This is a genomic window from uncultured Oscillibacter sp. (assembly GCF_947654275.1).
In the GTDB taxonomy this organism is placed as follows: Bacteria; Bacillota; Clostridia; order Oscillospirales; family Oscillospiraceae; genus Oscillibacter.
The window spans coordinates 1-25,425 of the sequence record NZ_CANTJS010000042.1 but is presented as its reverse complement, the minus strand read 5'-3'; the positions used below and the strand labels follow the sequence as shown (position 1 = coordinate 25,425).

Annotated in this window: 21 protein-coding genes and 1 pseudogene; 21 read left to right on the top strand and 1 reads right to left on the bottom strand. The window is 58.3% G+C overall.

Annotation, left to right across the window (positions count from 1 at the left end; translation table 11 throughout):
- Positions 1-2 precede the first annotated feature (2 nt).
- From Q0063_RS11045 to Q0063_RS11035, 3 genes and pseudogenes are all read left to right on the top strand, one after another.
- Positions 3-299, top strand: a pseudogene (locus Q0063_RS11045) (recombinase family protein); the annotation flags it as partial.
- A 363-nt stretch (positions 300-662) separates the two neighbouring features.
- Complete coding sequence (locus tag Q0063_RS11040; protein ID WP_297872032.1) at positions 663-1,061, top strand: translation initiation factor 2; 399 nt, start codon at positions 663-665, stop codon at positions 1,059-1,061.
- 316 nt (positions 1,062-1,377) lie between these two features.
- On the top strand, positions 1,378-3,234 hold the full coding sequence (locus Q0063_RS11035; RefSeq protein ID WP_297872031.1) for a DUF3991 and toprim domain-containing protein: 1,857 nt from the start codon (positions 1,378-1,380) through the stop codon (positions 3,232-3,234).
- A 110-nt stretch (positions 3,235-3,344) separates the two neighbouring features.
- Here the strand turns inward: Q0063_RS11035 and Q0063_RS11030 are convergent, their stop codons facing one another.
- The gene (locus tag Q0063_RS11030; protein ID WP_297872030.1) at positions 3,345-4,586 is read right to left on the bottom strand and encodes an IS110 family transposase; all 1,242 of its coding nucleotides are present in this window, start codon (positions 4,584-4,586) and stop codon (positions 3,345-3,347) included.
- A gap of 309 nt (positions 4,587-4,895) precedes the next feature.
- Between Q0063_RS11030 and Q0063_RS11025 the strand changes: the two genes are divergently transcribed.
- From Q0063_RS11025 to Q0063_RS10940, 18 genes are all read left to right on the top strand, one after another.
- On the top strand, positions 4,896-5,801 hold the full coding sequence (locus tag Q0063_RS11025) for a hypothetical protein (RefSeq protein ID WP_297872029.1): 906 nt from the start codon (positions 4,896-4,898) through the stop codon (positions 5,799-5,801).
- The gene (locus Q0063_RS11020) at positions 5,801-6,679 is read left to right on the top strand and encodes a class D sortase (RefSeq protein WP_297872028.1); all 879 of its coding nucleotides are present in this window, start codon (positions 5,801-5,803) and stop codon (positions 6,677-6,679) included. Before Q0063_RS11025 ends, Q0063_RS11020 begins: the two co-directional genes overlap by 1 nt.
- Positions 6,680-6,783: 104 nt before the next feature.
- Positions 6,784-7,572 (top strand): CAP domain-containing protein, encoded by a 789-nt coding sequence (locus tag Q0063_RS11015; RefSeq protein WP_297872027.1) that lies wholly within the window; start codon positions 6,784-6,786, stop codon positions 7,570-7,572.
- Between the two features lie 84 nt (positions 7,573-7,656).
- Entirely contained in the window at positions 7,657-15,009 is a 7,353-nt protein-coding gene (locus Q0063_RS11010; protein WP_297872026.1) for a collagen binding domain-containing protein, read from the top strand.
- 75 nt (positions 15,010-15,084) lie between these two features.
- Entirely contained in the window at positions 15,085-15,474 is a 390-nt protein-coding gene (locus Q0063_RS11005) for a single-stranded DNA-binding protein (RefSeq protein WP_297872025.1), read from the top strand.
- Entirely contained in the window at positions 15,474-16,394 is a 921-nt protein-coding gene (locus Q0063_RS11000; RefSeq protein ID WP_297872034.1) for a hypothetical protein, read from the top strand. Before Q0063_RS11005 ends, Q0063_RS11000 begins: the two co-directional genes overlap by 1 nt.
- A complete protein-coding gene (locus Q0063_RS10995) occupies positions 16,387-17,127 on the top strand; it encodes a hypothetical protein (RefSeq protein WP_297872024.1) in 741 nt (246 codons plus the stop codon). The genes Q0063_RS11000 and Q0063_RS10995 overlap by 8 nt, the downstream gene beginning before the upstream one ends.
- Positions 17,124-17,840 (top strand): hypothetical protein, encoded by a 717-nt coding sequence (locus Q0063_RS10990; RefSeq protein ID WP_297872023.1) that lies wholly within the window; start codon positions 17,124-17,126, stop codon positions 17,838-17,840. The genes Q0063_RS10995 and Q0063_RS10990 overlap by 4 nt, the downstream gene beginning before the upstream one ends.
- Positions 17,837-18,583 (top strand): hypothetical protein, encoded by a 747-nt coding sequence (locus tag Q0063_RS10985; RefSeq protein WP_297872022.1) that lies wholly within the window; start codon positions 17,837-17,839, stop codon positions 18,581-18,583. Before Q0063_RS10990 ends, Q0063_RS10985 begins: the two co-directional genes overlap by 4 nt.
- 83 nt (positions 18,584-18,666) lie before the next feature.
- Positions 18,667-19,095: a synapsin-1 (Synapsin I) gene (locus tag Q0063_RS10980; RefSeq protein ID WP_297872021.1), complete on the top strand. Its 429-nt coding sequence runs from the start codon at positions 18,667-18,669 to the stop codon at positions 19,093-19,095.
- Positions 19,092-20,222, top strand: coding sequence for a hypothetical protein (locus tag Q0063_RS10975; protein WP_297872020.1), 1,131 nt, complete (start codon positions 19,092-19,094; stop codon positions 20,220-20,222). The genes Q0063_RS10980 and Q0063_RS10975 overlap by 4 nt, the downstream gene beginning before the upstream one ends.
- Entirely contained in the window at positions 20,219-21,406 is a 1,188-nt protein-coding gene (locus Q0063_RS10970; RefSeq protein WP_297872019.1) for a DUF4240 domain-containing protein, read from the top strand. Before Q0063_RS10975 ends, Q0063_RS10970 begins: the two co-directional genes overlap by 4 nt.
- Positions 21,403-22,092: a DUF4240 domain-containing protein gene (locus Q0063_RS10965; protein WP_297872018.1), complete on the top strand. Its 690-nt coding sequence runs from the start codon at positions 21,403-21,405 to the stop codon at positions 22,090-22,092. The genes Q0063_RS10970 and Q0063_RS10965 overlap by 4 nt, the downstream gene beginning before the upstream one ends.
- On the top strand, positions 22,089-23,015 hold the full coding sequence (locus Q0063_RS10960; RefSeq protein ID WP_297872017.1) for a ParM/StbA family protein: 927 nt from the start codon (positions 22,089-22,091) through the stop codon (positions 23,013-23,015). Before Q0063_RS10965 ends, Q0063_RS10960 begins: the two co-directional genes overlap by 4 nt.
- Positions 23,012-23,593: a hypothetical protein gene (locus Q0063_RS10955; RefSeq protein WP_297872016.1), complete on the top strand. Its 582-nt coding sequence runs from the start codon at positions 23,012-23,014 to the stop codon at positions 23,591-23,593. Before Q0063_RS10960 ends, Q0063_RS10955 begins: the two co-directional genes overlap by 4 nt.
- Positions 23,583-23,885 carry a hypothetical protein gene (locus Q0063_RS10950; RefSeq protein WP_297872015.1) on the top strand — a complete coding sequence of 101 codons (303 nt, stop codon included), beginning with the start codon at positions 23,583-23,585 and terminating at the stop codon, positions 23,883-23,885. The genes Q0063_RS10955 and Q0063_RS10950 overlap by 11 nt, the downstream gene beginning before the upstream one ends.
- A 152-nt stretch (positions 23,886-24,037) precedes the next feature.
- A complete protein-coding gene (locus tag Q0063_RS10945) occupies positions 24,038-25,282 on the top strand; it encodes a hypothetical protein (protein WP_297872014.1) in 1,245 nt (414 codons plus the stop codon).
- A gap of 23 nt (positions 25,283-25,305) precedes the next feature.
- The coding region (locus Q0063_RS10940) for a DNA cytosine methyltransferase (protein ID WP_297872033.1) at positions 25,306-25,425 on the top strand (120 nt) is incomplete at its 3' end.

Sequence of the window (25,425 nt, the reverse complement as noted above, 5' to 3'; positions counted from 1 at the left end):
AGCTGATTTTACAACGGTACGCTGATGAACATTTTTTCCTGAACACCCGCTTTTTTATTGATGATGGATTTTCCGGGGTCAGCTTCGAGCGTGAGGGACTTCAAGCCATGCTCCGTGAAGTTGAGGCCGGAAATGTGGCGACGGTCATTACCAAGGACTTATCCCGTTTGGGCCGGAATTATCTGAAAACCGGGGAACTTATCGAAATCATTTTCCCGGAGTACGATGTACGCTACATCGCTATCAATGACGGTGTGGACACAGCGCGAGAGGACAACGAATTTACCCCTCTGAGAAACCTTGTGTAGGGGAAAAAGATGCCTGATAAAAACGAGAACTTTATTCTCAAAAAACAAAAGGAAGTTTATAAATTTCCAGCATTAGCAAAAACTTGGAGAAGCGATTGGAATAAATTTCCTCCTTTGTCCCCAAATACCGCCCACGAAGATGCAAAACCCCATTTTTTCAATTGGGAGTAAAAACACGGTCACCCACTCCAGGCCATAACAGGCTGGGGTGGGTTTTCTTTGCATACGCCATCATTTTACACCATTGTTGCTTATGCTTCATGTGTTCAGCGTTCTTCGGTGGTCTTGGTAATAGCTTTTCCGTAGGCTTCCGGCTATACTGTCGTTACAACAAACGGGAAGGAGAACGGCAGCATGGAACAAAAAAAGAACCTCTGTGCTCAGATCCCCCTCAGCCTCCACGCACAAGTCAGTGAGGCCAAAGAGGCGGCGGGCCAGACCACCAGCGAGTACATCACGAATCTGCTGATCGAATACTACAATCTGAAGAAAAACGGAGGTACGACGACTATGAGCGGCAATACGAGAACGATGGCCTTCCAGATCCCGGAGGACCTCTTCCAGCGGATCAAGGCCCACCTGGAGCGGGAGACGCAGCGGACCGGCAGGAAGCTGACCCAACGGGAGTTCGTGCTGGGGTTGATCGAGGAGGCGCTGAACGAGGCCGAGCGGCTGGCCGCCGAGGAGACCGGGCAGGGCAACGCCCCCGGCGAGGACGCCGATCCCGAGGAGGAGGCCCCGGAGAAGCCCTGACACGCCACAGTGGCCCTGTGTGGCCGGCGTGAGCACCTTCCGGCACAAGTCCCCGGCATCCCAAACGGGATGCCGGGGACTTTTCGTTTTTGTCACGCGCTGATGTGTGGCTTTTACAGCACCGCTGGGTATTGTATCTGGAAGGAACAGAAACCTCAATGCTGGAAATGTAGAAAAAGACGGACGGATTTCGTGAAAGTTCAGACTTGACAGCGCAAACACAACGGCCCCAGGAGAAGCAGCCGGGCAGGGTATTCCGAAATGGAGTACCCTGCCCGGCTGTTTTTGCTTTCAGCCGGATTGGAGGTGAACCATTTTGAGCGAAGCCTTGACTTATGGCTTCACGGAAACGGAGCTGGACATTGCCAAGCACACGGACCTGCTGGGCCTGCTGCCCTCGCTGGGCTACACCTTGAAGCGAATCGGCAGCTACTACACCACGGCGGAGATGGACAGCATCCGCATCCGGGACCCCACCAGATGGAAACGCTACTCCACCCGGCAGGGCGGCGACGCCATCACCTTTCTCCAGGAATTCTGCGGGATGCGCTTCCCGGAGGCGGTGGATTACCTGCTGGCCTATCATGGCCGCTCCAGGGACTCCCCCGACCGGAATCAGCCTGTCCCCCGCCCCAAGCCGCCTCCGCCCAAGGAGAAGCCGCCCTTCGTCCTGCCCCCTGCAAACCCGGACCAGCGGCGGGTCTTCGCCTACCTTCGTGGGCGATGCGTGTCCGCCCAGGTCATACGCGCCTTTATGGACGCCGGGCTTTTGTACGAAGACGCCCAATATCACAACTGCGTTTTCGTTGGCAGGGATGGCAGCGGTCAGCCCAGATTCGCCAGCAAACGCGGCACCTGTGGCCGAGGCGGCTCCAGCTTCAAGCGGGACGTCCTGGGCAGCGACAAGAAAATCGGCTTCCGCCTGCCCTGCGACCCGGAGATCGAGGAGGTGTCCGTTTTCGAGGCCCCCATCGACCTCATGAGCTTCTGCACCCTCTGCCCGGAGGTCCGCAGCAACGCCGTCGCCCTCTGCGGGCTGTACGGCGGCCCGCTGGACACCTACCTCCGGGACTATCCCCACCTGAAATCCATCAAATTCCTGCTGGACAACGATGAGCCTGGAATCACAGCGGCAAAGGAGATGCGGGAGAAGTATCGGGAGGCTGGGTACGAGGTGGAGATCCGGGTTCCGAAGTACGGCAAGGACTGGAACGCGCAGCTCAAATACAAGCTCACGGGAGTCCTGGAGGAGGTGAAAAAGCCCCAGAAGAAAGAAAATCCTACGAAAAAGGAGGAGATCAATCCCATGGCGAACTTAGGCAAGATCATCAGCGACAAATCCGCCGCAGACGCCAAGTGGCGGGAGGAGCGGCAGGCGGACAAGGAAACCGCTTCCGCCCTCCGGGACGCCAGCGTCACGCAGATCATCGAGGACCCGGAGAAATTTGCCCGCTATTTGACTATGCAGGGGGACAATCCGTCCTACAGCGCCGGAAATGTGGCCCTGGCCATGGCCCAGCTCCCGGAGGCCACCGTTTTACACACCCGTAGCCACTGGAAGGACCTGGGCCGCTTCGTACAGGAGCCGGAACTGAACAACGGCGCCAGCATCTTCACCCGGTCTTCCACGGGCCGGGGATACAGCCTCACCAGCGTCTATGATATCGCTCAGACCCAGGGCCGGGAGCTACGGACGCCCCAACTGAGGGACGACACGGAGGCGATGGACGCGGCCCTGACCGCCCTGCTGAACTTCTCGCCGGTTCAGGTGGTGGCCGATGAGAATCTGTCCGCCGGGGCCTATTATGATCCCAGGGAGATGTCGCTGGCCATCAACCCCAGTTATTCGGACAGCCAGGCGTTTGCGGCCATCGCCGCCGAGATCGCTCAGGCCCGGTTCCACGACCGGGGCCGCAATCCCGCTTACAGCCGGGAGGGCTGCGAACTGAGCGCCCAGAGCGTGTCGTATATTCTGTGCCGCCGCTTTGGCATCCAGCGGGAGCTGCCGGACCTGACGGGGATGGCGAATCGCTGCCAGGGCTGGACGCCCGAGGACCGGCTGGCCTTTCTGAAGGAAATCCAGGGCATGAGCCGTCAGATCGGCGGCTCCATTGAGAAAACCATCGCCCCGCCTCAGAGAGTGGCTCCCGCCAGGCGCGGGGAAGAACGATAACGAATAGGAGAACATCAAGGTTGAAACATCATGATGGATGCGCAACCGAAAAAAGGGTGCACAAAACCAAGCCCCCTAAAAGCGGGCTGAAATGAAGATGAGTTCAAAAACTAAGCGGTAGGCGGTGCGGTCACTAAATATCCTTGCCGTTGGATGATGTAGATAGCCTCCTCCAGAGAAACCTCGCGGTGTGCAGGAGGACGGTCAGCTTTGTGATAGAGTTCGGGATTATACGGCTCGTTTTTCTTGAGCATATTGTAGATGGCGGTCAGCATCATTCTGGCGATGGCGATAACCGCTTTCTTGTGGCCCCGGCGCTTTTTCAGATTCTGATAACGGTGAAAGATTTCCGGGTGTTTCTTCTTCGCTTTAATGGCGGCAAGGGCACACTGTACGAGCAGCGGCTTGATGTAGGCCCCGGCGCGGCTGATCCTGGTAGTCTTTTTCTTCCCAGCGCTCTCATTGTTCTGCGGCGTAAGCCCAGCCCAGGAGCAAAGATGCTTCGAGGTGGGAAACACGGACATATCCACGCCAATTTCAGAGATAATGCCAATGGCGGAAAAGGCTTGGACACCCGGAGCCGTTGTAACGAGGTCAATCTGCGGGAGATATTTCTCAGCGGTAGTCAGGATCAGGGATTGCAGGTTCAGCTTGCACAATTCCAGGACATCCATGTGGGAGCGGATGATGCGGAGCTTTTCAGCCTGTTCAGCACACATCTCTCCGTCCACAGCGGCCTGTATTTTCTCCACTGGGGCTTTGATATTCTTGGTAAGGTATTGCGTCACGTCAAAGGGTTCGCTGCTTTCCAACAGGCGGGTCGTAATTGCGGAAGCTGCTTTGCCAAAAACGTCGGAAAACACATCATCCAATTTGATGTTAGAAACCGTCAGACAGTTTTGGGCACGGTTTTTCTCTCCGGTGGTGAGGTTAGTCAATTTCCAGTGATAGCGCATCAGATCCCGGAGCTGCCGGATATCCGCGGTCGGGATAAAACTGCCGGACACCAGGTCGTGCTTGAAAATATCAGCGATCCATTTGGCGTCTTTCTTGTCCGTTTTCTTGCCCCGTATTGCCTTGACGTACTTGGGGTGGGCCAGAACAATGGTGCAGGTATCCTCCAGAATATTGTAAACGGGAATCCAATACTTCCCTGTGGATTCCATGCACACATCCTTACAATGGTTTTCTGCCAGCCAGACGGCGCACCGCCGCAAGTCATTGGTGAACGTAGAAAAGCGCTTGCTTTTGTAGGTGGTAACACCTTGCCCATTTGTTGAGGCGATACACGCTACAATAAATGCCTTGTGGACATCCATCCCGCAGCAAATGGGGTAAACGATTTTGAGCATAACACATCCCCTCAATGCAGTATTTGAGGAAACAGGCAGGGACTGGACGCTCATTGAAAGATTGAAGTAGTCCGTCTCTCCAAAGATAAGGTTACAGGGTGCAAAGCCCTATTCATTTGTGCTTGAAAGAGCATCCAGCACACATATTTATTCAGTCCAGCTCATTGCTGGGCCTACTCACCTTCACGTGCTCTGTAGTGTGCCTGCTTCCTCAAGTACAGTCTAACAAATTTTCGCTTGCTGCGTTAGAGGCACCTGTTTCATCCCTTTTTGTGCCTTTCTGCGCAGCGGAAAGGAATGGTCATATTTATGAAAAAAACGATTCATTTGTTCCTGGCGGCATTCCTGATCTGTACCATTTTGACCGTCCCCGCCTCTGCCGCCGAAGAATCCGGGCCGGGCAGGGACAGCGCCTACTACCCCATTTCCGTGGAGGAGTACACCTACGGCGACTTCGACGAGCTTCGCATCCAGAAGGTCTATCAGCTCTCCCTGGATGACGATCCAAGCCTCATTCCCACAGAGGACTTCACCCGGAACGGGCGGCTGTATTACCTGCTGGACATGACCCGGAAGGATGAGGTGGGTGTGGATACCAAGCCCCATGTCCAGACCGTGACCATCCCCAGCGATACCAATAACATGGAGAAGATCCTCCAGACCCTGGACGCCGAGATCGAGGCCACCACCGAGGACGGCTACACCGGAACGCTTCACCTGGACCACACCACGGTCAAGGTGACCACGGACGGATACGCCACCAAGACTGGCACCGTATCCGCCAGCCGCACCTATCCGAATTTGTCCGATGCGGACCTCTCCCTGGTGCCCAAGACGATCTCGGACGGCGGGCGGACCCTGACCCTGGCGGACGTCCAGTGGAGCAATTCCACTCAGGAGGACGGCGAGGGTGTGGTCACCCGCTACACCGCCACGGCCCGTTACACTGGCAGTACCTCCAGCAAATACGCCACCGGGTACACGGTGAGTGCCGACTACTCCGGCGAGGTGTCCAAGACCGGCTGCAATGTGGTCACCTACACCGCCGTGTTCGGCAGCACCGAGGCCCCGAAGGATCTGCTGGGCAGCGATACCCAGAACGGTGAGCCTGCCGATATTTCCGGCATCAAGCGCCCAATCATGATCGGCGGGGCCGTGCTGCTGCTTGCCCTCGGCGGCGCGTTCGTCTACAAGAAGATTAAAGAGAGGAGATAATGCCATTGAAAAAGTTCAGAATGTTCCTGCTGGCCTGCATGATCTGTGCCCTGTGCGCCGTTCAGGCCAGCGCCCTTGAGTACAGCTATGACGGTGCGGATGACTTCCTGTTTGCCCGTCCCACCAGCGACGATACGATCTACGAGGAGGAGAACCCCAACGTGGACCGGAGCAAGAACGTGGCCCTGGTGGCCCCCGGTTTCGGCACCCCCACCAGCTACCTCCCCGGCAGCGGCGAACACCTGACGCCCAATCTGGTCCCCGGCGCTCTGAATGGCGGGCTGGTGAATCAGGTGGGCGGCGCGAATTACTCTGTTTCGGAAAACGGCGTGTCCAGCGGCATGGGTGGTTTCCTGCCCAGCACTTCGATTTCTGCCAGCGGAAACGGCTCATCCAATGCCTCCACTCCCCCGGAGCATTTCAGTGTCACCACCCGGCCCAATGACACAGCCTCTGTGGGCTTCACCAGCGTCACCGAGGACAGCTACTACAGCAACGGTTCCTTGGGAACGCTGAAGATCCCCGCCATCGGCCTGAGCGTCAAGATCGTCCAGGGAACTGACAATACCGCTTTGAAGAAAGGCGTGGGCCACTTCGAGGAGACCTCCATCTGGAATGGCAACGTTGGCTTGGCGGCGCACAACCGGGGGACCAACTCGTACTTTGGCAAAATCCATACCCTGGAGGCCGGCGACGAGATTACCCTGACCACCAAGCAGGGCACCCGGACCTATGAGGTGACCTCTGTGGCCAAGGTTACGGAAACAGACCGGAGCAGCCTGGAGAACACCTCCGATAACTGCCTGACGCTGTACACCTGCGTCCGGGACGAGCGGGACCTCCGCTGGTGTGTGAGAGCGGTTGAAATGACCGATTGAGGTAAGCCGGACTGTCTGCCAATTCCAATAGACATTCCTCCGAATCTGTGGTAGTGTTGCGGTTGCAAAATCCCAACAATATTGAGAAAACGGAGGAAACGGCTATGAAAAGCAAAAGAAAACTGTTTCAGATGTTAGCGGCCGGCGTTCTGTCCGCGGCGCTGCTGGCAGGCCCGGCCCAGGCGGCGGACCCGGAGATCCGGGTGGGCAGCTACAAGGGCAGCACGCTGGAGGCCGGGGAAAGGAGCGGCCTCATCATCGGCCCTGCCGGAGTGGAGTACACAGCAATCTCCAGTAACCCGGAGGTCGTCGCCGTTGAGCAGGTGCTGACCTTTTGGGTGGCCGTCGCAAAGGCGGAGGGAACCGCCGAGATCACCGTCACCAACGAGGCCGAAACCACCGGCAGCCTGACGCTGACGGTAAGCTCCGCCAGAGCGGCAGACGGCTCCCCAAAAGAAAAGTCTGCTCTTACTCAAGCGGATACCTTGGACCTGTCCGCCAACATGGACGTCCGCCTGGAGATGGTGCGCCTCATCAACGAGGTGCGCCTGGAAAACGGCCTCGCGGAGCTGCCCGTCGACGAGTCCCTCATGAACGCCGCCCAGGATGTGTCCAGCCAATGCGTTACGGAGCACCGGCCCTATGACCACATGGCCCTCATCCGCTATGGCTGGCCCCACGCCGGGATGTACAACCTGACTGTCTTCCATACCTACGGCTGCCCGGATGTCGCGCGGCAGGCTATCGCTTATTGGAAGGAGTCTCCCGGGCACTACGAAACCATGCTGTTGGAGGAAGGCTCCCACGTCGGAACCGGCGTCACCTTCAAAAATGGAAAAGCCTACTGCTACATGGTCGTAGGCGATCCCACCGGACATAACCCTTACGAATAAGGAATCTCACACCACACGGAGGCCCCTTGGCATCACGCCAAGGGGCCTTTTTCGTTCAAAAAATCAATTGGAAAGGAATCATCTATGCAAGAAAAACACCATTCCCTGTGTACGCGCCTGACGGCCCTGCTGCTGGCGCTGGTCTGCGTCTTGGGTCTGTTCCCCACGACGGCCTTCGCCGCAAGCGACACCATCACGCTGAAGGACTTCGGCCACTCCGGCGTGGCGTATCAGTCCGCCGCCCTGGGGCGCTGCACCCTTCATGAAATGACCTTCAAGAATGGAAACCAGGACACCGTCGGCTTCTGTGGCACAAAGGGCGGCGGGATGGGTACTTCCCTCCAGGGCCAGACCTGGGGCAACAAGCGCTCCATCTCCGATCCCACCGTGGAAACCATGATGGCCTATTACTACGCCCACTCCACCGGCGTCTTCACCGACGAGGCGGAGGCTCTCGGCGTAGCGGATGTGTGGAGTCCCGGCTACCGCTGGTATATGAACGCCTGGGTTCAGGCTTGTATCTGGCGCTACCAGCAGGGCAGCATGAGCGACCCCGTCGTCGCCTGCGCTGAGGAACTGATGGCCGTCTACAACACCCTGGAGGGCACCCACTACACCAGCATCGACCAGAAGCAGGGCGAAAGCTCCTTCCGGGACCGGACCCAGTTTATCCTCGACCTGGGCAGCCAGGGCGTCTGGGGCAAGTGCGCCGTGTACGAGTACACCTTCACCGGCGCGGGTTCCGGCGCTCACCCCGCCGGTACCGTGCAGAAGATCATCCTGGGCGATCTGACGGTGGAGCATATCGAGCAGGAGGAATACGCCCTCATCGTCAAGAAGGTGGACGCCACCAATCCCAGCAAGGGTCTGCCTGGAGCCGGATTCCATATTGAGTCCACCAACGGCTCCTACTCCAAGGATATTATTACGGGGGAAGGCGGCAGCTACCGGATCGGGGGCCTCAGCGCCGGTACTTACGCCGTGACTGAAACGGCGCCTCCTCCGGGCGGGTACGTGATTGACAGCGCCGCCCCGCAGTACGTTACTCTGCCCAGCAATGGGAACAAGACGGTGACCGTCACCTTCCGGGACAGCACCACCATCACCGGAGAGGGCAGCATCCGCAAGGTAGATGCCGATGACCCCACCAAGGGCCTCGCCGGGGCGGTCATTAAGATCACCGGCGTGGACAACAGCTTTGTGGGGACCTATACCACCGTCGAGGGCGGCTGGCTCACCGACGTGCCTTGGGACACGATGCCCATCGGCAGCTATGTCGCGGAAGAAGTCACCCCGCCCTCCGGCTACACGAAAAGCCCCGACCAGAGCAAGGTCAAGCAGACCTTTGTTTGGGACGGCAAAACAGACGTGTCCTTAATTTTCGAGAACGACGCCAAGGTGAAGGTCAAGCTCATCAAACTGGATAATTCCAACAATCCCCTCCCCGGCGCTGTTTTTAATATCTTGCGGGACGGCCAAATTGTTGGTACCGAGGCCACCAAGGAGGACGGCTCCATCACGGTTACGGACGTGGAAGAGGGGATGTACGCCTTCGTCGAGGTGTCCGCGCCGTCTCCTTGGGCCAAACTGGACGAGCCTGTGTTTGCGCACATCGATCAGGCCACCATCAACGGAGGCGGCACCATCACCGTCACAGCGGCGGATAAACGCCTCCCGAACTTGACCATCCTGAAACGGGACGCGCAGACTGGCGATGTCGTGGCAAACGCCCACTTTGAAATCCGTGGTATTCATTATGGGTTCCATGACGACGTGACCACAGGGCCGGACGGCAAAGCGGTCCTTACCGCTATCCCCTCGGACAGCTATGAGGTGACAGAGAAGTCTGTACCGGACCCGTGGGTCGTTGGCGATGAACCCACCCAAACCATTTGGCTGGGCGCCGGCGACGACCAGCAGCTCGTTTTTGACAATTTGAAGCAGCCCCTCCTCAAAATCTCAAAAGTCGAGAAAGGTACCAATCCCGCTGTTTTTGTCCCGAATACGAACTTCTTGATCGAAGCCATTGACAGTGATTACCGCCACGACGTGACCACAGGCCCCGATGGGACCGTGGAGCTGCGGGTGGCCCCCGGCTCTTACAAAATCACGGAGCGGTCCGTCCCGGAGCCGTACTGCATCAGCGACACCCCCTCCCAGACCGTCAGCCTTAACGCGGGTGACGAGAAAGAGGTCCTCTTTGAAAACCAGAAGAAGCCCCTGCTCACCCTCAAGAAAATTGACGCGGACAGCCAGACCCCGATCCCCAAAACGGTCCTGACCGTCAAGGCCCTGGACGGCACGTATCAGGATGACTGGACCACCGGGCCGGATGGCACCGTCTCCCTGCGGGTGGAACCCGGCACCTATGAAATCACAGAAAAGTCCGTGCCCTCGCCCTACTACCTCCCGGATAAGGACGCGGACCGGACCCAGGCCATTACCCTCAGCGCGGGCGACGAGAAAACCGTGGTCTTCCGCAACCGCAAAGCCCCGGAATTGACCATTTTTAAGGAAAATTCTATCACTGGCGAGCCGATTGAGCACGCGAAATTCCACGTGGTTTACACCAGCAACGGCGAGGCCGCGGAGGCCCCCGCCACCATCGACTACGGCGAGGTGTTCACCGACGCGCGAGGCGAAATCCGGGTCCATGAGCTGGGCAAGCGGCTGTACCCCGGCGAATTTACCATCACCGAGGTGGAGCCCGCTGATGGCTTCCAGCTCAAAGAACCGCTCACGCAGACGGTCATCATCCACGGAAACGAGAGTAAAACGGTCCGTTTCCAAAATACGCCCCTCTCGGCACTCGTGGTCTGGAAATATGATTCCGTCACTGGCGAGCCGGTTGAGGGCGCTATTTTCCAGGTAAAGTACATGTCCGGCACCAGCGGAACCGGCGGCACGGTAATTGGCACCTACAAGACCGGCCCCGGAGGCAGCTTTACCATCAACCGCCTGAAGGCGGGCGCTTACACCGTGGAGGAGCTGGCCAGCGACGGCGATCATGTCATGGACACCGCGCCCCAGACGGCCTATATCTCCGGCAAGGAGCAGGACGTGGTGCAGCTCTACTTCGGCAATAGTCCCAAGGGCAGTTTGCTGGTCAAGAAAATTTCGTCCACGACCCACGAGCCTTTAAGTGATTGCGAATTTTTAATCACCGACAGCCATGGGACCATGATTGGCGACGCCAATGGAAAGTTCGTAACGGATAGTGCGGGCACCATCCTGATCTCCAACATCGACCCTGGCACGACGCTGGTGGTGCGCGAAACCAGGGCAAAGGAAAATTACATCCTGGACGACGTGCCTCAAACCGCCACCATCAAGGCGGGCCAGACCGTGAGCCTGGAGTTCCGCAACCAGCCCAAGGGGTCCGTCACACTCTATAAGTTCAGCAGTCTGGACCGGCGGACGCCTTTGGAGGGCGTGGGTTTCAAGATCACCTTTGCCGACGGGCAGGTGGTGGACAACATCGGCGGCAAGTTGTCCTCCAATGGAATCTATTATACCGACTCCGAGGGCCAGATCAACATCAGCGGTGTGACGGGCACACTGGTATTCACGGAGATTTCCACGATCCCTGGCTACCTCATCGACGAAAACCGCAAGAGCCAGACCATTGTGGTGAATCCCGATGACCACCAGAGCGTCTACTTTTACAACCAGCCTGTGGGGAATCTCGTCATCAAAAAGATGTCGTCCACCACGAAGGAGCCTTTGAGCGACGTGGTAATCCGCGTCACCCGGACGGACGGCACCGTGGTAGGCGAGTCCAACGGCGAGTTCCGTACCGACGAGGCGGGGTTCATCAAAATCCCAGTGGAACCCGGCAGCTATATCGTGCAGGAGGTAAAAAGTAAGCCCGGATTCCTGCTGGACGACACCCCCAAGACCATTGAGGTCAAGGGACCCGGCACCTACAATATCGAGCTGTATAATCAGCCCCTGGGGTCCCTGGTGATCCACAAGTACAGCAGCCTGGACCGCAAGACGCCGCTGGCGGGCGTACAGTTTAAGGTCAGCTACGCCCCCGGCTGCGTCGTGGACGATGAAGACGGGAAACTCTCCAGCAACGGCATCTACTATACGGACGCCAACGGCCAAATTTCCATCAGCGGCATCGTGGGCACAGTGGTCGTCACCGAACAGGCCACCATTCCTGGGTACACCATTGACCCGGAAACCAGGAGCCAGACGGTGGTGGTGAATCCCGACGACGTTCAGAACCTCTATTTTTATAACAGCCCGAAAAACACACTCATTATTGAAAAGTACATTGAGGAGGAGGGCAGCGAGCACAAGCCCCTGAAAGGAGTGACTTTCCTCGTCACGGACAGCAGCGGCGCGGTAGTCGGCAACAGCAACGGCGAGTTCGTGAGCGGCGAAGATGGCCGGGTGGTGATCGCCGGGGTCGAGCCGGGGTCCACCATTTCCGTGCGGGAAATCAAGGTGCCCGACGGCGTGGTGCTGGACGGCATCCCCAAGACCATCAAGATCAGCGACGACGGGGCCAATATCCTCCGCTTCTACAACAAAAAGACGGGCTATCTCGTGGTCCGCAAACTGGATAAGATCACGAAGGAGCCTTTGAGCAACGTCGAATTTGAATTGACCTACGCCGAGGGCGGCTATGTGGACGACGCTCATGGCCACTTGTCCAGCAAGGGCCTGTACACCACCAATGCCAATGGGGAAATTCGGGTCCCCGTGGTGGGAACAGTGGTAGTCAAAGAGGTCAAGACGCTTCCCACCCACATCATCGACGAGGCCACCCGTATCCAGACCGTCACCGTCAACCCGGCGGATACGCAGACGATCACCGTATACAATGAGCCTCTCTGCTCGTTGACGCTCACGAAAAAGGACGCGATTACCGGAAAGCCCGTACCCAATACGGAGTTCACGCTTAAAGACGGCGACGGGAGCCTCATTGGCCGTTACACCACCGGGGCCGATGGGACCGTGACCGTGACGGGCCTTACTCCCAATTCGACGGTGGTCGTGGTGGAATCCAGGGTGCCCTCCAATTATGTCCTTGACCCCACACCCCATGTTATCACGGTCCGCAACGGCAGCAACAGCAGCACGATCACCGGCTCTGCCAGCGGCGGGACCTCCAACGGAGGAAGCTCCTCTGCTGGTGGCAGCGGCGGAAACAATGTAGTCGTGGAGAATGTCCCGAAGGTTACCCTCACTATCGAGAAGTATCTGAAAACCGAGAGCGGCGAGAAGCCGCTGAAGGGGGTAACGTTCCTCGTTACGGATCAGACCGGCGCTGTGATCGGCAGCAGCAACGGTGAGTTTACCTCCGACGAAAATGGCCGGATCGTGATTCCCAACCTGGAGCCGGGAACCACGGTTACCGCAAAGGAAATTTCCGTGCCGGAGGGCGTGGTCCTGGACAGCAGTCCCAAAAGCATCCTCATCAAAGCGGGTGAGCAGGGCCAGACGCTCCGGGTGGTCAATCAGGCAACGGGATACCTCGTGATCAAGAAACTGGATAAGCTGACTTCCCAGCCGTTGGCCGGGGTGGAGTTCAAATTAAGCTATGCCTCCGGCAGCTATGTGGACGACAACTTTGGACATCTGTCCTCCCTGGGCCTCTATACAACCGACGCCAATGGTGAGATTCGGGTCCCCGTTGTGGGAACCGTGGTCGTTGAGGAGGTCAAAACGCTTCCAAATTATACCATTGACCCCGGCACGAAGCGGCAGGTGGTCACGGTCAATCCTGCCGATACCCAGACCCTCACCGTGTACAACACCCCTGGTACGACTCTCACGATCCAGAAGCTGGTGACGGGCACCAAGGACCAGCCCCTGGCCAACGTCGAGTTCCTCATCACCGACAGCAGCGGCTCCTACGTCGGCCCCAATAAAGGCGTCTACAAAACAGACGAGTTCGGGCGCATTGTCCTCTCCGATTTGAAGCCCGGCACGGTCATTACCGCAAAAGAAACCGCCACAGTGGATGGCTTCGTTTTGGATGGTACTCCCAAGAGCATTGAGATCAAGGAGGGTGAGGGCCAAACCCTGACCTTCTACAATGCCCCCGTGGGTGGTTTGGAGCTGATCAAGGTCAATGAGGCGGACAAAACCCAGCGCATTCCCAACGTGAAGTTCGAGATTCGGAAAATGGACGGCGCTCTGGTGGAGACGGTCACCACGGACTCCACTGGCCGGGTCCATGTGGATTTGGACGCGGGCGACTACTATGCGGTGGAGATCGAGGCCGCGAAGGGCTTCAAAGTTGATGAGACGCCGCAGTATTTCACCGTCAAAGACGGCGAAACCACCACGCTTACCGTGACCAACAAGGCTTTCAGTGGAATCCTGATTCACAAGGTCGATTCTGTCACCAAGAAGGGAATCTACGGGGTTTCCTTCCTGCTCTATGACAGCGCCAACACCCCCGTGGGCCAGTACACTTCTGATAATCAGGGATACGTGTACATCGAGAACATCACCACGGCGGGACGCTACTACCTGCGGGAGCTGGAGAACGAGGGCTACATCACGGACACCCAGATGAAAACCGTCTATGTGAAGCCCGGCGAGACTACCCTCGTCGAGTGGGAGAACACCCCCATCAGCGGACAGATCCAGATCACGAAGAAATCCGCCGACTACAACTCCACCAACGGCCTCCCCGCCGGAACGCTGCTGGAGGGCGCGGTGTTTGAAATCTACGACAAGGCCAGCAACCTTGTGGACACCATCCGCAGCGACGGCAGAGGTCTCGCCGTTTCCCGGCAGCTCCCCCTGGGTCGCTATACCATCCGCGAGGTGAAAGCGCCCGCCAATTACGGCGTGAACGAGACGCCCCTGACCGCCTACCTGGAGCATGAGGGCCAGATCGTCCGCTTCGAGGTCACCAACAAGAGCATGAGCACCGGAGTGTCCATCACCAAGACCGGCCCCGCCGAGGCCATGGCGGGCCAGCCCGTGCGCTATGTGTTCTCCAACATCGCCAACAGCTCCAACGTGCGCCTCGACAATTTCTATTGGCGGGATACCCTGCCTGCCGAGGTCCGGCTGGAGAAGATCGTCACCGGCACCTACAATTTCCCCGGCACCTATAAGATCACCTACCGGGTGAACGGCGGTGAACCCCAGACCCTGGCGGACAATCTCTCCACCCAGAAGAACTACACCCTCGCCGCCTCTGCCGTGGCCCTGGGCCTCGCCAGCAACGAGCGCGTCACGGAAATTATGTTCGTGTTCGGTCAGGTCCCCGGAGGCTTTGCTCAGGTGGAGAAGCCCATGCTGCACTGTAAGGCCGTGTCCAGCATCGCCGCCGGTTCCTTCGTGAACAAGGCGGATGTGGGGGGCACCTACCAGGGCGTTTGGGTCCAGGCGGTCAGCCGTTGGGTGACCACCGTCTACGGGAAGAAAACCCCCGCGCCCAAGCTGCCCCGCACCGGCTATTGATCCCGCACCCAGGCGGTCCGCTTCTCAGCGGACCGCCTATACATTAAATATACATCATGCAAAGGAGAAATGTCTATGCTGAAAATCACTGCGACCGGAAACCTGACCAATGACGTGGAGCTGAAGGCCCACGAGGACGGCAGGCCCTACGCTATCCTGCGGATCGCCTCGGACCGGCGCTACCGGGCCAAGGACGGCACCCAGCTCACCGACTTCGTCTCCATCAAGGTCCGGGGCCGTCTGGCGGAACGCTGCGCCGCCATGGCCTACAAGGGCTGCAAGCTGGCCGCCGCCGGGGACTTCGAAACCATCGCCTTTGACGACGATCCCTCCCGTCAGCCCGGTTTCCTCATCAAGGGCACGGAGGTGGAGTTCCTCTCCCCCAGGAAGGCGAACACCGCCGCCATGGCCGCCGAGGCGAACCGGGAGGCCGCCGGGATGCCTGAGAGCGAAGTTGTCGCTTGATGCGGAACACAGGCGTCGAATATGGCAGCGCGGACCGGACGCCGGTAGTGCTGCCGGAAATGGCGGAACTGCTCCCCCCTCTCACGGGGGAGCAGCTCGCCGCCCTGGAGGCGGACCTGTTGAAAAACGGCTGTTACGCTCCCATCATTGTCAATGAGGACATGGTGATCATCGACGGGCACAACCGCCAGAGCCTGTGCGAGAAGCACGGCATTCCGTATAAAATGGCGGTGTTTTCGTTTGAGGATCTTCTGGAGGCCAAGCGCTGGGCCATTGAGAACCAGCGTGGCCGCCGCAATTTAGAGAAGTGGGAGCTGGGCAAGATTGCTCTGAAGCTGAGGCCGGATATCGAGGCCAAGGCCAGAGCAAATCAATCTGCCGCTGGCGGCGACAAATCAGAACATGGAGCGCTTTTTGCGAATTCGCAAAAAGCGCTTTCTCCTGTAAATACCACACAGGAATTGGCAGACGCTGTTGGCATCGGGCATCAGACCATGAGCCGGGTCATGCAGATTGATGAACACGCCCCTGCCGCCGTGAAGGAGGCTCTGGACAGCGGGGAGCTGTCTGTGAACCAGGGCTACAACATCACCAAACAGGTACAAGCGCTGCCGGAGGAGCAGCGGGAGGAAGCCGCCGCCCAAGCAGTAGAGCTTCTGAAAGCGAAAAAGGATATTCAGGCCATCGACGCCGAGGCGGACCGGCGGGGCAAGATCGCCGCCCTGTTCTGCAAGGCGTTTGAACGGGCTGTGCTGCTTACCCCCACGGAGGTGAATGTCCGCATTTGGGTGGAGAATACCCGTATGCGGCCCAATGAAATCGAGGACAGCGTCAAGGAGGCCCGTGAGCTGGCGGAGGTGTTCTCCACCATCGCCGGCATCCTGGAAACGATGCTGCCGGGAGGGCCGAAGGATGGATGAACCTATCTCTGTCCGCCAGTGGCAGGAATTATATAGGACGGGCAGCTTTGACTACTCGGATTATTCCACGCTGGAAAGGCTTGGCTGGCGCTCTTGGGAGTTCTCGGCCAAAACTCTGGCTGACCGCACAAAACAGTTGTCCCAAGTGATCATGGGCATTACAAGTCCTTACATTCTGGATAATTTCAGCATTTCATTTCGAAGGCTGTATACACGGTTCGGGAAGCTGTACGATGAAGTGGGCTTTTGCGCTCTGAGGGAGGAGGACAATGATAAAACATTTCTGGTCCTTTTGAACAACCCCTATTACCGCAGAAAATGGTCGCTTTTTACGGGACGGTACGGTGAGGACGCGCCGGAGTTTGACTGCTGGGACGTCCGGGAACTGCTGGAATACATCGCCAAAATCAGTCCTGAACTGGAGCGGAACACGAGATCTCCAATCGTTGCGGAGAAACGGGCCGCCTCGGCATACGCGCATATATTTCATGGTGAATCCGGGGAAATCAGTATCTACCGGGACGGAGATCACCGTTATAGCTTCAGGGCCAGACGGGACGGACGGGAACACATAATCATTGTGAGTTCTGACCGGAAAGACCTGCCCTCCGGTTTCCTTCCAGAGCAGGCGGCTTTTATCAAAGGGCTGTATGTATACAGCCCTGATCCGCGCTTTCCAATCCCTCAAAAAGCGGAAAGCAAATCTTCCAAAAGAGGGGAGGTGGAACGATGAGCCGGAGAAAAATCTCTGTCCGCCAATGGCAGGAGCGGTTCAAGGCCGGGACATTTGACAGCGATGAACAGGCCGGATGGGAGGATTTCTATCACCCTTTAAGCGACCGCAGGCTCCAGACGCTTGCCCGCCTCGTCATGGGCGTCACCGATCCTTTTATCCTGGACCATCACTATGTTTGGTTCAAGGATAACACCCCGGCGGTTGGCCCGTTTTACGGCGATGTGCGCTTTATGCCGTTGGATGAGGACGCGGAGAAATATTTTCTGGTTTCGCTGGACAGCCCCTATGAGAGGACAAAATGGGCGCTTATCACCCAACGGTACGGCTACGGCGCACCGGAGTTTGAGTGCAGGGACATTCGGCAGATGATCCGGTACGTCAACCGCCTGGGGCCTGAACTGGAGCAGGGGATCAAGCCGCCCTTCATTGCGGAAAGGTTTGCCGTTGAGGTGTTTGCCCTTCTTCGAGGAGAACCCTCACGGCCCCATGCTTATCGGGAGGGGGATCACCGCTACAGTTACACCTCTTTTCAGAACGGGCGGCGGTGCATGATAAGGGCAGCCGCCAGCCAGGAGGATGTTCCGCCCGGTTCCGATTCGGAAGAAATCAGGGGAATCTACGTCTGGTGCGCGGAGGATGAGGAAAAAGCCCTATCTTCTCCAGTCAAAACCGCACATAAATCCCATAGGAAAAAGGAGGCGGAGCGATGAGCCGGGAAGAAATCTCTGTCCGCCAATGGCAGGAACAGTTTAAAGCCGGGGCGTTCAACAGCTCGGATATTCACACCCAATGCACAGCGGGCTGGTACGACTGGTTCTGCCAGGATCACGCCCTGGCCGGACGGCTGAAAAAGATCGGCAGGGTAGTCATAGGCATCACCGATCCCTTCATCCTGGACAATTACTACGTCTGGTTCAAGAACAACTGCCCCATGAGCGGGCCGCTGTATGACGACGCCCGCTTCGAGCCGCTGGAGGGAGAGCGGAACGGCAAATATTTTCTGGTTTCGCTGGACAGTCCCCATGAGCGGGCGAAGTGGTCGCTGTTCACAGAGCGGTACGGTTTTGACGCGCCGGAGTTTGACTGCCGGAATATCCGGGAGATGGTCCAGTACGTCAACGGCATGGGCCAGGAGCTGGCACAAGGCGTTCAGCCGGGCTTCCTCCAGGAAAAACAGGCTGTGGTTTCCTATCTGCTGCAGCACAACGGCGCCCCGCCCCACGCGGTATACCGGGAGGGGCCGCATCTCTACAGCTATTATCAGGGCCGCAGAAGCCCGCTGTCCAAGCGCCTCCTCGCGGCCTATACGCCGGAGACGCTTCCGCCTGAAACCGGCGGGAAGAATCTGGAGCAGGTAGGCGGAATCTACGTCTTCGGAGACGGCGCCGCTGCTCCCGCTCCCCAGAAGATCGTGCAAAAAGGAGCAAAGAGGAAGGCGGGGCCGGAGCGATGACACAGGATCAACGCACCGTCCGCCAGTGGCTGAGCCTATACTGGGCCGGTGCCTTTCTCGTTTTGCAAGAAGGAGTTGAATGATTGAGTAATCAGAACATTGTTAAAACCACCGGCCCTCCCGGCAGGCCCCTCCTGCCCCCGGAGGCGGAGGATGAGATTTTGACGGCGCTGTTCGCCAACATGCGGATCAGCTCCGGCGAGATCGCCGCCATCCTCAAAAAACATCATGTGTCCTGTGACACAGAACTTCTCCAGGACCGCTACCGCAAGCGCCTGGGCCAGCGGCTCATGGCCAGCATCCGGGACGAGCAGGGCCAGAGGGAAGTCCTGGCCCGCGGCGGCGAGTACATCGTGCTGGAGTGCTGCAACGACCAGCAGGCTCTCCAGGCCATCCGCCGCCGCATCCAGAGCCAGATGAACGGACTGGAGGTGTCCTCCATGAAGGTCACCGGGCGCATCCGGGTGCTGGACCGCTTCCTCTCCCGGTTCCGAAAGGCGGGGAGATCATGAGCCTGTTGGGCCGTCTGCGGGAGTTTCGTGAATACCCGGACGTCCGCACCCGGCTGGAGTCGGTACAGCGGGAGCTGAGTCAGGCGCAAAAGTCTCTGGAAAAGAGCGAACTGGAGCGCCAGCGCCTCAGCGGAGATTACAGTGAAGCACGGCACCGGATGAATTTCTCTGAGAAAAAAGCGGAGGCCCTGCAAGCCGCGTTGGACGCCTTCTGCCCGAAGCTGGAGTCCCTGGCGAAAATGATAAAGTTTTATGAAACAATTTCCCCCAGCCTGGACCCCCAGGGCTTCACGCTGTACCGCACAGCAAAGAACATGACCGGCATTGACCCATGCAGCTATTTCGCTTACGAGGACAACCGGGGGATGTTCGAGGCAATGGATGGCCGCCAGCTTCTGCGCTGGCTCACCTCTGCCCGGTTCGGAGCCGTGGAATGGGAAATCGTGACCGGGACCTGTTATGAACAGGCCCTGCTGCGGGAGGTGGATACCTCCGCGCCGGAGTACCGGGCGTTTGAATGCGAACTGTACCGGAAGGTGCTGGACCGCATGGGCTTTGGGAATCTCCTGGGGCCGGAGGAAGTTGTAAAATCTCAAGGAATCGAGGTGAGCGCCATAGAAAATCAGTCCACAGAATTAAAACTCTACAGTCCCCTGTCCGGGAAGTTGGCCGAGCCGGAGCACGACCGCAGGGAGGCCCTGGACGGCAGCGGCTTGGCGGCATTTCGGGATGTGATTCTCCAGGACATTGAGGATGAACGGATGCCGGAGGAAGAAGAACGGGGCCTCATGGCCTGCTTTGACGGTTCGGAGGCCGTAAATGAAAAAGTGCTTTCTCTCTTTCCTTCCGTGGAGGAACTGGACGGGGTGCTGTGCGGCGTGGCTGTCTGCCGAATCCATGGAAAACTCAGTCCTGACGAACTGGCCGAGCTGAAGGAATACTGCGCGGCGCAGTACAACGATTCCTGGGGCGAGGGCTTTGCCCAGCGTCCCAGGCACACGGAATACGGCGACCTGTACGTCAGTTTCTATACGGACAGCGGCGCGTCCATTCTCACTAAAGGAGAACTGGAGAGGGCATCCGCTGTGGCCTCGCGGCAAATGAAACGGGGAGGTGAGTCCAGATGAGCGAAGCGGTGGAACTGAAGCTGTACAGCCCCCTCCAGATAGACATTATCGACCGGGACGCTCCCGGCCACGCCATTCCCTTTCAGGCGGCAGGCTGCGATTGCCGGAGCGAATATACCAGAATCATCATGAACGCTCTCAGAGCGCTCCAGCCCCAGGAGGACGCCCGAAACGCTTTTACCGCCATGAAGCAGAATTGGGCCGAAGTATGTGAAAAGATCGTCTCCCTCACCCGCTCGGTGGAGCTGATCTTAGGCAGACCCTATAATGTCTTTACCTGCCGGAGCAAGGAAAAGCTGGACGCGGAGGAAGTAAACTCTCTGAAACAGCACTGCCGGAACCAATGGGATCGCGGCTGGGGCGAGGGTTATGCCCACTGTCCCCGTGAAGGACCCGGCCTGGGCCTGTACATCCGCTTCTGGCAGGATACCGCCGCGCCGCTGCTGACCAGAGAGGAATTTAACCGTGCGCGAATCATGGCGTGGGGCAGGATATCCGTCAAAAAGATTACCCCGGATACCTTCTGGACACTGATCGATCAGGCAAGGGTTTCCTGCGGCGGAAATCAGAAGGAGACGGTATACTGGCTGACGGACCACCTGCTGGCGATGGAGCCGGAACAGGTCCTGAATTTCCACAGCATCCTGCACGGCTACATGGAATTGTCAAACAAATACGGCCTATGGAACGCGGCGCTCATCATCCAGGAGAACGGTCGTTATTCCGGCGGGTTTGACGATTTCCGGGCATGGCTCATTTTTCAGGGCAAAGAAACCTATCTGGCGGCGCTGAAGGACCCCGATTCGTTGGCGGATATACCCGCCTGCGGGAAGGAGAGCTGCTGGTTCGCAAAGCTTCCCTATGTAGCCAATATCGCCTATGAACGGCTGACGGGCCGCAGCGCCTACCATGATATTTCTCCGGCGGACTACCGGCAGGTGGTGGCAGAGCTGAAAAAAGATATCGTGTACGGCCCGAAGATCGGATATCCCCACGAGTGGTCGGAGGTAGAGGCTTACCTTCCCCGCCTGACCGCCCGGCTTCTGACCCCGGAGGAGGTGCGGGCCTGTATCCGCCGGGGGCGTCTATGGAACCATGACGATCCGGCCATCCAAAAGGCGCGGGCGGCTCCGAAAAAGAAAAAAACACGTTCCGTCAAAAAGAAGGACGGTGAGACAAGATGAGCACCCCCTCCATTACTGAAATCAACAAGGATACCTTTTGGGAACTGATCGCCCAGGCAAAGGAACATTGCGGCCAGGATCAGGACACCTACGCCCAATGGCTGGTAGACCGACTGACGGCGCTGGGACCGGAGCAGGCCCTGCGTTATGACGCGATTGTCCACGGCTACCGGGAGCTGGCGCATAAGTATGGCCTCTGGAATGCGGCCTCCATCCTGTGTGACGGCTGCTCAGATGACGGATTCATGGACTTCCAGGGCTGGCTCATTGCCCAGGGAAAAGAAGTGTATATGGCCGCGCTGAAGGACCCGGACTCCCTGGCGGACGTCCCCGCTTATGGGGGCTGCTGCTTTGAAACCCTGAGCTATGTGGGCAGCTACGCTTATGAAAAGCTCACCGGGCACGGCAGCTATACCGTCTTTGACCATGACGCCTATCAGGCGCTGGTAGAGGAACTGAGGAAGGACATTGTCTACGGCGAGGGCATCGACTACCCCTATACATGGAGCGAGACAGCCGCCTATCTCCCCAAGCTGTGCGCCAAACACATGACGCCGGAGGAGCTGGCATGGCATATCAAATGCCACAATGATACCTGGAATATGTTCAGCCCGGCAGTCAAAAAGGCCCGCGCCACCGCCCAGAAAAGCAGGAAAATCAAAAAGGATCGAGGTGATACCAGATGAGCGAAGTCCTCACCATCGGCATTGATCACGGCTACGCCGCCATGAAAACCGCCCACTTTGCCTTCCCCACCGGGCTGGTGGAATACGACCATGAACCCTATACCCAGCAGAATGTGCTGGAATACGGCGGCAAGTTCTATGTAGCAGGCAGCGGGCGGCAGCCGCTCCAGAAGGATAAAACGCTGACGGAGGACTACTACCTCCTGACCCTCGCCGCCATCGCAAAGGAGCTGGCGTATCGGAACGCCGGCCACGCCGCCTCCGTGCATCTGGCGGCGGGCCTGCCCCTCACCAGTTTCGGGCGGGACAAGAAGAAATTCCGGGCCTACCTCCTCCGGGACGGCAGGCCCGTGTTTTTTCGCTTCGAGGGAACCGCCTATACCGTCAGCATTGAGGAGGTGTCCTTGTTCCCCCAGGGTTACGCCGCCGTACTGACCCAGCCGGAGCTGCTGGGCGAGCCCTCCGTCATCCTGGCAGACATCGGAGGCTGGACGGTGGACCTGATGCGCCTGGACAACCAGATCCCCAACGCCGCCACCTGCCGGAGCCTGGAGATTGGCATGATCCGCTGCCTGGACAAGATCGCCGAACAGATCCGGCGCAGGCTGGACCTGTCCATGACGGCGGCGCAGATTGAGAGCGTTCTCCAAAGCGGCGCCGGCAGCGTGGACGGGCGGGCCAGGGAGATCATCCAACAAGAGGCGGACAGTTACGTCCACAGTCTCCTCTCCGCCATCACGGAGAGCGGTCTGGACGCCCGCGCCATGCCCGCCGTTTTCCTGGGAGGCGGGGCCAGCCTGATGAAACGCCGCATCCGGGCCACAGACGGCCTGTGCCGCCCAATGATCCTGGACGACGTATGTCTGAACGCCAAGGGCTATGAGCGGCTCGCGGGCCTTTTGCCGGGAGGCAGCGGCGTATGAAACTTTACTACAAAGCCTTATCCGGCTTGATCGATGATCCTCACCTGTATTCCACAATCCGCGCCGGGCAGGTGGACCCCGAAAGCGGCGAAACCGTAGAAGCGCTGTACGACAACGCCGCCCAATATTGCGGGGATATTTCCCAATGGCTGAGAGCCTTTCAAACGGAGGAATATCCCACCGGCGACCTCATGCAATACCTCCATTGGCCGGACGATCCACAAGTGGAGGCGGAAATCAGGCGCAAAATCCGCTCCGCCCACGTTACGGTAGAGGCAAGCGGTGATCTTCTGTACGCAAGGCTGGATTTGGACATGACGGAGGACCTCACCGTATCGGAGCTGGAGGCGTTTACAGAGCAAATTGAGTCACAGTACCGGGACGGCTGGGGCGCTGAAGTGGAAATCATGAACATCCCTACAGCGGACGGCGCGGTTTATTTGAGATTGTGGCATGACGGCGCCGCCTTCTTCACAGGCGCGGCAAAAGAGGATTTTGAGCGTCAGGGGCAGACGGTCCCTCCGCCCTCCCGCGCTTCCGCCATGAAGGCAAAAGGCAGGAGGAGCCATGAAAGATGAGCGGCGGCGCATACGGCTGAACCTCTCCTTCTCCATGGCCTCGCCCCTCCAGCGGGAGGCGTGGGAAATCCTCCGCTCCGTTCCCTCCGGGCAGCGGACGGAGGCGGTGTGCCGGGCGGTCTGCCGGGTACGGGAACAGGACACGCTGCTGGAGGCTGTGCGCACCGCCGTTCGGGAGGAACTGCGCAATATGGAACAGATTCCGAAAAGAGAAAAAACAGAGCAGCCGCAGACCGGGGACGTTGGAGAAAACGTCCTCGGTTTTCTGCTGGGGCTGCAAAATGATGAGTAACGGCGCCAATGAAAAAATATTACATATGGGGATTTCCGGGCATCGGAAAATCCTCTGTAAATTCCAGATTCCGTATCGTAGACGCGGACTGCGAACGGTTCAAATTTGTGCTTCCGGAGGATCTTGCCGGCAGCCCGCATCTGCAAAAAGGCATGGCGTATACACAGCGGGACCCGTCCTACCCCAACAATTATTTTGATTATATCCGTTCTGTGGACGCGGATATAGTCCTGCTCAACTGCCATATCAGCCTGCTGGAACATCTGGACGGAGAAGATTTGCTGCTGGTTTATCCCTCCGCGGCTCTCAAACAGGAATACCTGGAAAGATACGCGCTGCGGGGGGATAACCAGACCTATATCCACTGCATGGAAACGGCCTTTGATGAGATGGTGGCGGCTGTTCAAAACAGCCCTCACAGAAAATATCAGATCAACAGTCCATGCGTTTACTTACAAAATCTCATAGAAGGGGGAGTGATTATGGAGCAGTTTACTACCAAAAAAGAACTGGCGGACCTTTTGGGCGACTGCATCCGGCTGGGTGTTTATACGCAGGAAGGCCCTGCCGTCGGAAAAACGCCGGATGAGCTTGCGCAGATGCTGTTTGACGGTGGCCTCTCGCTGGATATTGCCGCGCTAAAACACGAGCTGGCGGGCAAAAAGGCCGAGCTGGAGCGGGAGAGCCTGCTGAATGAGCGCAGAGGCGGCCTGAGCCATGAGGAGCTGAGCGGCAGGATCATGGAGGGAATCGTAAACGGCGCGTTGAATATCCGCCACGATGAAGCGGCGCCCTATTCCTTCGGCTACGAAGTGTCGTTTCGTTCCGCTGACCCAAAGGCCGCGTATCGCTGGACGTGTTTCTGTTCCCTGCCGAACGTGGCGGAACAAATTACCCAGCAGATCGAGAAGGCCACGCCGCAAGTGGATATTGACCTGCTGCTGGCGGGAATCGCCCAGGCGGAGCGGCACAAAATCAGGTCCTTTGTCCCGGAGAAAGACTCCGGCCTCGAACGCCGCGGACAGTATACCGGCCATGTGGCGAACGTCCGGGACGTCCACCGGGGGATCGCTCTGGACGGCATCATCCTGGGCCATTTTCAAGGAGACTACAGCAGCATCACGACCGGAACGGAAAACGACACGGTCCGGGCCATGGTGGCGTTGAAGGGCTTTTGCCTGGACTGCGTCCACAAGCTGCCCTCGCGGCCCCTCATTGAGTTTGTCATAGGGTATTTAAAGGACCACGACACGGACATCTCCACCCCGGAAAAGCTGAATGCCTGGATCAGGGCAAACCCCGATAAATGCGCCTTGCCTGAAAACCGCGAGAGAATGGCATCCCGGCCAGAGGCGAGGCGGAATCGAAAAAAACAGCATGAGAGAGGAGGAAGGTGAGATACCTGATCCGCTATTTTGATATGTTCGCGGGGATCGGCGGCTTTCGGGCCGGACTGACCCGCGCGGGCGGTTTCCAGTGCGTCGGCCACTGTGAGATCGACAAGTACGCCGACGCCAGCTACCGCGCCATCCACGACATC

Excerpts from the sequence above, each read along its gene's own strand:
- Q0063_RS11040 (WP_297872032.1), top strand. The coding sequence starts at position 663 with ATGGAACAAAAAAAGAACCTCTGTGCTCAGATCCCCCTCAGCCTCCAC.
- Q0063_RS11030 (WP_297872030.1), bottom strand. The coding sequence starts at position 4,586 with ATGCTCAAAATCGTTTACCCCATTTGCTGCGGGATGGATGTCCACAAG.
- Q0063_RS11025 (WP_297872029.1), top strand. The coding sequence starts at position 4,896 with ATGAAAAAAACGATTCATTTGTTCCTGGCGGCATTCCTGATCTGTACC.
- Q0063_RS11020 (WP_297872028.1), top strand. The coding sequence starts at position 5,801 with ATGCCATTGAAAAAGTTCAGAATGTTCCTGCTGGCCTGCATGATCTGT.
- Q0063_RS11015 (WP_297872027.1), top strand. The coding sequence starts at position 6,784 with ATGAAAAGCAAAAGAAAACTGTTTCAGATGTTAGCGGCCGGCGTTCTG.
- Q0063_RS11010 (WP_297872026.1), top strand. The coding sequence starts at position 7,657 with ATGCAAGAAAAACACCATTCCCTGTGTACGCGCCTGACGGCCCTGCTG.
- Q0063_RS11005 (WP_297872025.1), top strand. The coding sequence starts at position 15,085 with ATGCTGAAAATCACTGCGACCGGAAACCTGACCAATGACGTGGAGCTG.
- Q0063_RS11000 (WP_297872034.1), top strand. The coding sequence starts at position 15,474 with ATGCGGAACACAGGCGTCGAATATGGCAGCGCGGACCGGACGCCGGTA.
- Q0063_RS10995 (WP_297872024.1), top strand. The coding sequence starts at position 16,387 with ATGGATGAACCTATCTCTGTCCGCCAGTGGCAGGAATTATATAGGACG.
- Q0063_RS10990 (WP_297872023.1), top strand. The coding sequence starts at position 17,124 with ATGAGCCGGAGAAAAATCTCTGTCCGCCAATGGCAGGAGCGGTTCAAG.
- Q0063_RS10985 (WP_297872022.1), top strand. The coding sequence starts at position 17,837 with ATGAGCCGGGAAGAAATCTCTGTCCGCCAATGGCAGGAACAGTTTAAA.
- Q0063_RS10975 (WP_297872020.1), top strand. The coding sequence starts at position 19,092 with ATGAGCCTGTTGGGCCGTCTGCGGGAGTTTCGTGAATACCCGGACGTC.
- Q0063_RS10970 (WP_297872019.1), top strand. The coding sequence starts at position 20,219 with ATGAGCGAAGCGGTGGAACTGAAGCTGTACAGCCCCCTCCAGATAGAC.
- Q0063_RS10965 (WP_297872018.1), top strand. The coding sequence starts at position 21,403 with ATGAGCACCCCCTCCATTACTGAAATCAACAAGGATACCTTTTGGGAA.
- Q0063_RS10960 (WP_297872017.1), top strand. The coding sequence starts at position 22,089 with ATGAGCGAAGTCCTCACCATCGGCATTGATCACGGCTACGCCGCCATG.
- Q0063_RS10955 (WP_297872016.1), top strand. The coding sequence starts at position 23,012 with ATGAAACTTTACTACAAAGCCTTATCCGGCTTGATCGATGATCCTCAC.
- Q0063_RS10950 (WP_297872015.1), top strand. The coding sequence starts at position 23,583 with ATGAAAGATGAGCGGCGGCGCATACGGCTGAACCTCTCCTTCTCCATG.
- Q0063_RS10945 (WP_297872014.1), top strand. The coding sequence starts at position 24,038 with ATGGCGTATACACAGCGGGACCCGTCCTACCCCAACAATTATTTTGAT.